Here is an 8,687-nt window from a genome sequence, read left to right on the forward strand (position 1 = left end):
TAATTGTGGCAGCAGATTTTGATCCCACTAAAAAGGGAGGAAGAGAGGGGGTTTATGATAGTGTGTTAGCTCTTGCAGAGACTCTTAAGGATCTTCCTCTTTGGATAAAGATAAATGCTATTCGTCGTGATTGGGGCTCTGACATTACCGGTGATTTGCACAAGCTAAAATTTTCTGTTTTTGCCGATCTTAAATTGTCAGATATACAGGAGACGATGAAGCACGATGCAGCCTTTCTCGTAAAATCCAGCCCAGAGATGATTACCCTTAATTGCGCAACCTCAAGCAGAAAAGCTCTGAAAGAGTTTGGTAACACGGTTGCAGGAATTACAAAAGTAGTTGTTCAAAAAATTCTTGAAAGCAAAACCTGGTTAGCCTGGTAGCCGTATCCAACGAAGTTAAAGCAAATGCAGATACCGCGAGTGCCGTGAAAGTGACGCCAATATGAAGGGGAATACCCAGGCTTGAAATAAATTTACCGACACTCTCAGCGAATAATGTTATAGGACCGCCGCCGCCGGGACCTATATAACTTTGATACATTTCCGTTGTTAACACTGCAGCCGCAATCAATGAGACCACTGCCAACATAGCCTCAATTAACATACCTCCATAAGCAACTACCTTGGCATCAGATTCCTTATCTAATTGCTTCGATGTTGTCCCCGAAGCGACCATGGAATGGAATCCCGATACTGCGCCACAAGCTACCGTTACAAAAAGTAAAGGAAACATAAAGCCAATGCTTGTTTTGAAAGAGGTTAACGGGGCCAGGTGAACTTCAGGATTCGCAACTAGGATTCCAATACCTGCTCCTAAAATCAACATATATAATAAAAAGGAATTTAGATAGTCCCTGGGTTGGAGCAGAACCCATACAGGTGTTACAGACGCCACAAAAATATAACCTAACAGGATTATCGTCCAGGTTGTTACGGATAATTTTAAAGGGAAAATGATCCCCAGGGCAATGCATCCCAAAAGCAAGAGTACACCTAAAATTGAAGCCGGCCCAATGGGTAAATTCCACTTATAAATAGCAACACCGAAAAAAACCGCCAAACCAAGAAATAACATTGATGCAGTTGCAGATTCCGGCACATTGCTGAATGTTCTAGCTACCAAAATCGTGAACACAGCAATGACCAAAATTAAAGTGGCCCATGCAAAAATCAGGAATAGTTTTTTACCTAGATCGCCGATGTATTGATGAATGATTTCACCGATAGATTTACTTTTATGACGAACTGAAGCCATGATCGAAGCAAAATCATGAACACCGCCAATAAAAATTGAACCGAAAATAATCCATAAAAAAACCGGGATCCAACCGAATACTGCAGCAAAAATAGGTCCGACAATAGGGCTTGCACCTGCAATTGAGGCGAAATGGTGCCCCAAAAGAACCGGCGCTTTTGCAGGAACATAATCGACGCCATCTGTCATAGTATGTGCAGGCGTTGGTCTATCCGGATCAACTTTCAGCCGTTTAACTAAAAACCGGCCATACCATACATAAGCGGGAACCAGGCAAGCCAATGCCATCAGCATCATGTATAGAGCTTTCATAATCAAATCTCCTGTTTGGTTAATTCAGTCTTCTCAAATTCCGATATTTTTTCCAGTAAACTTAAGAAATCTTTGCTTCTTCGATTTGAGTAAATGGAAGAAGTTGGGAGGTGATAACAGATCATCATGGTTTCATACCATCCATTAATGCCAAATTTCAACCAATAGGATTTAGAATACTTTTTCACCATTTGTTCAAAATTCAAAGGAAGCCATTTTTCTTCCAACAAAAGAACCAGGGCGAATCTCGATCTCATGTGGCGTTCCTCAGATGAAGTCTTTGTTTTAGCCCACTCTTCTAACCAGGAAAAATGATTACTCAAAAGTTCCTGCGTTGGGGTTGAAGTTTCACTTTGAATGACCAGGTAGTCGTTTAAATGAGATTCATCGACTATCAATTTTTTACTGATGGCATAATGTTGGAGTTTTTGTTTGGATTGTGCAAGTAACTCATTTTTTCGACCGTTAAGAAAAATATCTTTTTGAACATCATAATATCCCGAAAGGATTTGTGCTAATTTTGCAATCACGATATTGGTTTTGTGATTTGATTTTTTCAAAAAGTCCCTATCCTGATTATAGTATTCTTTATGATGGTTTTAATAAATTTCAGTTATTCTATATTTCAGGTTTTGACTTAAGTCTCTCATAAATTATTCGCATACCATCTAGAGTCAGATTCGGCTCGAATTGTTTAATCACTTTTGTTTTCTGTAAAATCACTGAGGCCAGTCCGCCCGTAGCAATGACCTGTACTTCTTTATCTGACTTAAGCTCTTCTGACAATCTCCTGGCCAGGCCATTTACCATTTCAACCGCACCATACATAATGCCTGATTGCATACTGGTTTCGGTGTTTGTACCAAGAATTTTTTCAGGAAACCTTAGTTCAACTTCAAATAATTTTGCCGCGCGTCTCCATAAATCCATTGCGGAAGTTTCAACCCCGGGAGCGATTACGCCTCCCAAATAATCGCCATTTTCTGCGATGACGTCAAAAGTGGTTGCAGTGCCAAAATCTACGATGATAAGCGGTCCGCCATATTTTTCAAAACCACTGATTGCATTGCAAAGACGATCCGCTCCAACAGCATGAGGATCATTGTAATGAATTTGTATACCTAAATCAAGATCGCTTGAGATAATGATCGGTGAAAAATGCAGGTAATTCTCCACCATGCGGGCATAAACTTGTGTCGTTTCAGGGACTACCGATGTGATAACTACATCAATGATATTTTCAACCGGAATTCTGCCAGAGTCACACAACATTTTAACCGCAATCCAGCTTTCATCCTCTGTGCGTGTAACGGATGTACTTAACCGCCAATTAATAATTAATTCTTTATGTTTAAAAACCGCTAAAACCGTGTGTGTATTCCCGACATCAATTGTTAGTAAAAGATCATCCATATTTTATAGTACCAAACTACCGTTATAAAAGATTTGTTCTTTTCCATTGCAATTCAATATAAGTCCGCCATTTTCATCGATATCTGTGGCAATACCAACTTTTTTCATCCTTCCATCGATTAATGTAACTGACTGGCCTAAAAATGTAGCAAATTTTTTCCAATCTTCCAACATATCCTTAAATTTCTTCAATTTTAGCAGTGTATAATTAGCATCCAATTTTTCTATTATTCTTTGTAATAACTTCATTCTATCAATATCCTCGCCATGTTCGATCCGTAATGAAGTGGCATTCACACCCGCTTCTTCATTAAATTCATCTTGATTCTGATTCACATTGATGCCAATGCCAAGTATTGCCTGGGCCAATAAATTCTTCTCAGATTTAGTATCAGTAAGGATCCCGCAAAATTTTGAACCCTTTAAAAGAACATCATTGGGCCATTTTATTTGAGGAGATAATTGAAACAAATCTTTTACAACCTGGGCCACTGCTGTTGCTGCACAAAAAGTTACCAAAAAAGCTTTTGGAAGCTCAAGGAATCTCGGCGCCAAATAGATTGATAACCACAGTCCCTTACCCTTTGAGGACTGCCAAGTTCTGTTGAATCGTCCACGCCCGGCGGTTTGTTCTTCAGCAAGAACGATTGTGCCTTCTGGTATTCTATTTTGATCACTTGTCTTTGATTCTTGAATTAACTTTAGCAATATGTCATTTGTTGAAGTGACTGAATCGAATTGATAAATCTGTTTCCCTATGCATTGGAGCTTTGAATTTAGGTGGATTTTCTCCATTATCCCGAAAGCTCGCCGGGAGTATAAAGATTATCATCAGTTCCCTTTGATGAATTTCCTTTATAAGCTTCTTCTTCTGCTTCTTCAATCATTTGATCAAATTCTTCTCCTGCTTCTTCTCCCATTTCTTTACCCATTTTTTTCATTAAATCTATCATAGATTTTGGATCATTCTCATCAAGACCCCGCCATTTAGAGGGATCAGCAAGGCTTTCCATACGAGCATCTTCTGATTTTGGTGAAGCAAACCTGGATAATAATTTTTTAAGGTTTGTGTTATTACAACTCGGACAATGAAAACTCTCAGGTTGATCGTTGATCCTCATGAGGACGCTAATTTGTTTACTGCAGTCCTGACAGCGAAATTCATAGATGGGCATATTGTTTCCTTATTTATTTAGAAGTTAATTCAATCAATACCAGACCTTTATCTATAGCATCACCCTTTTTCACAAGGATCTTACTGACTTTTCCTTTCCCTGGAGATTTAATTTCATTTTCCATTTTCATTGCTTCCATGATTATCAGACCATCTCCTTTATTTACTTCTTGATCAATTTCAACTACAATATCCAATACCAGTCCCGGTATCGGGGCACGAACAATCATTACCCCGGAATCATGGCTTTCATCTTTGCCAATTGTTTTCTTCAGTAATTGTCTCTCGTCATTCAACTCAACTTCCAGGGTTTCATGATTCACGGAGACCTTATAACTGCTTTCACTATTTTTTTCAACCCAAACCCGGTATTGCTTTCCAGACAAAACCAGAGAATACAAGCCCGAAGGATGTATCTTCTCAAAATCAAACTGAACGGGTTTCCCATCATGAAGTAACTGTAATTTTGAATACTGATTTTGAACATTCAGATGGTATCGCTTTCCGGCAATTTCAACCTGGTATTTCATGGTTTACTAAAACCCTCCAATCGACCAATCCTTCTCCAATTTTCCATATTTCTTTGAGTAGAACTTCTCATCTTCCTCTGGCCATTTTCCTGATTGGTTGAATGGAATAAGGATGACGAAACTGCACCAGCAAAGTGAATGGTTTCATCACCATCTTTTAAATCCATAATATTTTCTTGCTCGACAAACTGAGTGGTAATTTCACCCATTTTGAATTTTTCGTTATCCATTAGTTCAATAAAATAAGGAATACAAGTATCAACGCCAAACACCTGGTATTCTTTTAATGCTCGTTTCATCCGGTCAATTGCATCATTTCTTGTCTTCCCCCAGACAATTAATTTTGCCATCAAAGGATCATAGTAAGGGTATATTTGAGCACCGCCATAGATTCCGGAATCACATCGAACTCCAAATCCATCAGGCTCGAATAGATATTCTATTTTTCCGGTTGATGGCATGAAATTATTCCTTGGATCCTCTGAACAGATTCGACACTCGATGGCATGGCCATTCGCAGTGACATCTTTTTGAATAATTTCCAACTTATCGCCATTCGCGATTTTTAACTGTTCTTTTACCAGGTCTATTCCCGTTATTGCTTCCGTTACAGGGTGTTCAACCTGAAGCCTGGTATTCATTTCCAGAAAATAATAATTCCACTCCGCATCGACTAGGAACTCAATGGTACCTGCATTTTCATAGTTAGCAGCCTTTGCCAATTCGATTGCAGATTCACCCATTTTTTCTCGCAATTCAGAAGTTAAACCTACGCATGGTGACTCTTCCACTAATTTCTGGTGTCGACGCTGAATGGAACATTCCCTTTCCAACAAGTGAATCGTATTGCCATGGCTGTCAGCAATTATTTGAAACTCAATGTGCCTAGGCTTTACAAGATATTTTTCCAGGTAAATTCGATCATCTCCAAATGCGGAACGGGCTTCATTCTGCGAGCCTCGAAATGCGCTTTGAAATTCGGATTTTTCGTTTACAATCCGCATACCTTTACCGCCACCTCCGGCTGCGGCTTTTAACAAAACCGGGAATCCAAGTTTTTTTGCAATTTCATTTGCAGCTTCAAGATCCACAATGGGTTCAATTGTTCCGGGAATAGTTGGCACCCCCAACTCTTTTGCAAGAATACGAGCCTTTGTCTTGTCACCCATCAGCTCAATTGATTTTGATTTCGGACCAATGAACTTTATCCCTGCTTGTTCAACACTTCTGGCAAATACGGCATTTTCTGCCAAAAACCCATAGCCGGGATGTATGGCATCGACACCCGACTCCTTTGCAATTTTTAAAATCCGATCTTGTTTGAGATATGATTCTGACGACTGTGCCTTTCCGACTAAGTAGGCTTCTTCTGCGAGTTGAACATGAAGGCTTGTACGATCTGGTTCCGAATAAATCACGACGGCTTCTATTCCAAGTTCATGACATGCTCGGATAATTCGGACTGCAATTTCTCCCCGGTTAGCGATAAGAACTTTTTTAAACATTTAACAACTAAAATCTTTATTCAAAAAACTATTTTAACTCTTTTTAGTAACAATTTAGGTGTTTAGACTGTAGGCTTTAAGGTTGTTAGGTTTTGCATATTACTCTAATTAAAGCGCCTAAGAACTTTTCAGTTTCTACAATTTTCGACCCGTTATTATTATCATACTCTTTGAAGTATCCCAGCCGTTTGGCAAGGCTAAACTGATAATGTAATTCCCTTAACAATCCAATAGCGATCCCGGCCATCCGGCACGAAGAAAACCTTTTGTTGCTTGATAGATTATCAATGCCAATTCGTCGGCTAACTCAAAAGCTCGAAACTTCGTATGATCTCGCATATGTGTTCCTACTACAGCCTAAAAAGCTACAGCCTTTCTACCTGAATAGTTAACTCTTTTTAATAATCCGGATGGCTTGTTTTTCCGATTCACAAATATTTAAAACTCGAGTTAATTGTGCGATCTCAATTAACTTTTTGACCTGCTGTTTTAGATTTATGATTACAAAAATTCCTTTGTTATGAACGGCTTGCCGATGGCCAAAAAGCAGAGCGCCTAAACCTGAACTATCCATGTATTCAACATTCTGCAAATCAATAATGATATTGGGTGAATCCTGGACAATCGAAGCCAATAACTCCTTTTTAAAATCAGGCGCAAGATTCGAATCAACTCTTGTTTCTAAAGCCTGGACTAAAACGATATTATTATCCTGATGTTTATATAGTTTCATTTTATCTTAATTTTTTCACATTGATTATCTTAATGGGAATTGTACAACTTCAAAATCAGAAAATCAAGGTAATTAATTCTGAAATCATCCTGAAAAATAATAGAAGACTTAAACACCGATAAATCTTAAAACCAACTTTCCTATCAACCTCCTTAACATATTGTTTACCATAGAATTACGAAAAATAGAATTGAAGTTTAAAAGTGGAGATAGAAAAAAAGTCGGTTTTTATCGCAACATTTTTTAAAACATCGACAATATTTTATTGAGAATCAACAAAACAGGATAGATAAGTAGAATTAACATCAACCAACCAACCCATTTAAATGATTGTCTGGCTTGAGGAAATTCATATTGGCAAAAAGGACAAATAGCACTTGCAGCATCAACTTCCATCGCACAACCCGGGCATTCTATTTTTCTTGACATGATTGAAAATGAGTAATTTCCAAGAAACTTGAAGTTTCTCATATAAAATTAGGTTCGTCGCTTTTACGAATCTCTGCCAATATTCAGCTACTAAAGATATAAAAACATAATTACTGTAACCTATTAAAATTGTACTTATCAATATTATTAAACCTCCCCTAACCCCTCCTTAAACAAGGAGGGGAAATTCCTCCCCTTGATATGCTTGATAAGGGGTGGTTAAGAGGGGTAATTTAGATAAACAAACCGTGGACCTAAATTTTTATGCACGTTATAAGCTGCATCAACAATTTCTTTTGCTGTTAATTCTTCTTCATTACTTGGAATATATTCATTCATAGTTTTATCCTTTTGGTCTTAGAGACTTTGAGGCTGAATGGTTACTGATGTCATTCGATTAAATTAATTTTAATCTGAGCACTTAGATTTATGAATTGCGTAAATGCTTATTCATCTCAAATCTTAATAAGACTCCATCGCCCTCTATGCCAGATGTAGGCAAATATAGATGCTCTCAATACGACCACAAAAAATATATTGGCAAACATGCCAAATAGCCCATAACCCAGGTAAATGCCAAAGAACCAATTAAGAGGAAGCGAAAGCCCCCATTGGACTAAGAAAGCGACAATCATAACAATTCTTGTTGCGCCTGCCCCGAGCAATGAGAAACTTAATATCATACCAAAAGCATCGATAAACATAAACAATCCTATGAGCCGCAAGGGACCGGCGCCGATATTTACAGTATTCGGTTCAGGGATAAAAAAACCGATAATGGTTTCAGGAAACGGCACGACACAAAGTGCAAAGAACAGGAGCGCTCCCGCCCCTACCCGAGCCACCTCCCACCCCCATCTCTTCGCATCAGTTGGATCGTTTGCGCCCAATGCCTGACTAACAAGTGTTAATGCAGCGGTTCCTATGCCCATGGCAGGTAAAACCGCTACAAGCATGATATTTAAAACCACATTAAATGCGGCCAGCTCTTCCGTTCCGAGTAACCCAACAATTGTAAAAAAAACAACAAATCCCAAAAACATAAGGAAACTTCGCATACTTTCAGGTAAGGAAACTTTGATCAATGTTTGCATTCTTTGTTTATCTGGCAATCCTTGCAAAAATCCATTTTTGCGTGCATACTTTAAACCCAGGGTGATATTTGTTAACATACCGAAGAAAACGGCGAAAGTCGTTGCCAGGCCTGCCCCTGCGGTTTCAAGCCTTGGAAATCCCAAATTGCCAAAGATCAACAGGTAGTTGCAAAAGATATTCACTACCATTGTGACCAATAGCGAAAGCAGCGTCCACTTGGGCAGGCTGATGCCATTCCA

10 protein-coding genes and 1 pseudogene are annotated in these 8,687 nt (G+C 38.7%); 1 reads left to right on the forward strand and 10 read right to left on the reverse strand.

Annotation, left to right across the window (positions count from 1 at the left end):
• On the forward strand, positions 1–383 hold a 383-nt coding region (locus IIC38_12915), incomplete at its 5' end, for an orotidine 5'-phosphate decarboxylase (GenBank protein ID MCH8126844.1).
• On the opposite strand, the gene IIC38_12920 is transcribed toward IIC38_12915, so the two are convergent.
• From IIC38_12920 to IIC38_12965, 10 genes and pseudogenes are all read right to left on the reverse strand, one after another.
• Positions 328–1,569: a carbon starvation protein A gene (locus IIC38_12920; GenBank protein ID MCH8126845.1), complete on the reverse strand. Its 1,242-nt coding sequence runs from the start codon at positions 1,567–1,569 to the stop codon at positions 328–330. The genes IIC38_12915 and IIC38_12920 overlap by 56 nt on opposite strands.
• A 2-nt stretch (positions 1,570–1,571) precedes the next feature.
• Positions 1,572–2,129: a hypothetical protein gene (locus tag IIC38_12925; GenBank protein MCH8126846.1), complete on the reverse strand. Its 558-nt coding sequence runs from the start codon at positions 2,127–2,129 to the stop codon at positions 1,572–1,574.
• 58 nt (positions 2,130–2,187) lie between these two features.
• Positions 2,188–2,982, reverse strand: coding sequence for a type III pantothenate kinase (locus IIC38_12930; protein MCH8126847.1), 795 nt, complete (start codon positions 2,980–2,982; stop codon positions 2,188–2,190).
• A 3-nt stretch (positions 2,983–2,985) separates the two neighbouring features.
• Positions 2,986–3,777, reverse strand: coding sequence for a biotin--[acetyl-CoA-carboxylase] ligase (locus IIC38_12935; GenBank protein MCH8126848.1), 792 nt, complete (start codon positions 3,775–3,777; stop codon positions 2,986–2,988).
• Positions 3,777–4,157 (reverse strand): zinc ribbon domain-containing protein, encoded by a 381-nt coding sequence (locus tag IIC38_12940; GenBank protein ID MCH8126849.1) that lies wholly within the window; start codon positions 4,155–4,157, stop codon positions 3,777–3,779. The genes IIC38_12935 and IIC38_12940 overlap by 1 nt, the downstream gene beginning before the upstream one ends.
• Positions 4,158–4,170: 13 nt before the next feature.
• On the reverse strand, positions 4,171–4,386 hold the full coding sequence (locus tag IIC38_12945) for a hypothetical protein (protein MCH8126850.1): 216 nt from the start codon (positions 4,384–4,386) through the stop codon (positions 4,171–4,173).
• 296 nt (positions 4,387–4,682) lie between these two features.
• Positions 4,683–6,191: an acetyl-CoA carboxylase biotin carboxylase subunit gene (gene accC, locus IIC38_12950; protein MCH8126851.1), complete on the reverse strand. Its 1,509-nt coding sequence runs from the start codon at positions 6,189–6,191 to the stop codon at positions 4,683–4,685.
• Positions 6,192–6,276: 85 nt separating this feature from the next.
• A pseudogene (locus IIC38_12955) lies at positions 6,277–6,530 on the reverse strand (four helix bundle protein).
• A gap of 49 nt (positions 6,531–6,579) precedes the next feature.
• Positions 6,580–6,924, reverse strand: a complete 345-nt coding sequence (locus IIC38_12960; GenBank protein ID MCH8126852.1) for an STAS domain-containing protein — start codon at positions 6,922–6,924, stop codon at positions 6,580–6,582.
• A gap of 884 nt (positions 6,925–7,808) precedes the next feature.
• A partial coding sequence (locus IIC38_12965; protein MCH8126853.1) for a hypothetical protein occupies positions 7,809–8,687 on the reverse strand: 879 nt, incomplete at its 5' end.

Source organism: candidate division KSB1 bacterium, assembly GCA_022566355.1.
In the GTDB taxonomy this organism is placed as follows: Bacteria; Zhuqueibacterota; JdFR-76; order JdFR-76; family DREG01; genus JADFJB01.

Excerpts from the sequence above, each read along its gene's own strand:
- IIC38_12920 (MCH8126845.1), bottom strand. The coding sequence starts at position 1,569 with ATGAAAGCTCTATACATGATGCTGATGGCATTGGCTTGCCTGGTTCCC.
- IIC38_12930 (MCH8126847.1), bottom strand. The coding sequence starts at position 2,982 with ATGGATGATCTTTTACTAACAATTGATGTCGGGAATACACACACGGTT.
- IIC38_12935 (MCH8126848.1), bottom strand. The coding sequence starts at position 3,777 with ATGGAGAAAATCCACCTAAATTCAAAGCTCCAATGCATAGGGAAACAG.
- IIC38_12940 (MCH8126849.1), bottom strand. The coding sequence starts at position 4,157 with ATGCCCATCTATGAATTTCGCTGTCAGGACTGCAGTAAACAAATTAGC.
- IIC38_12945 (MCH8126850.1), bottom strand. The coding sequence starts at position 4,386 with ATGATTGTTCGTGCCCCGATACCGGGACTGGTATTGGATATTGTAGTT.
- accC (MCH8126851.1), bottom strand. The coding sequence starts at position 6,191 with ATGTTTAAAAAAGTTCTTATCGCTAACCGGGGAGAAATTGCAGTCCGA.
- IIC38_12960 (MCH8126852.1), bottom strand. The coding sequence starts at position 6,924 with ATGAAACTATATAAACATCAGGATAATAATATCGTTTTAGTCCAGGCT.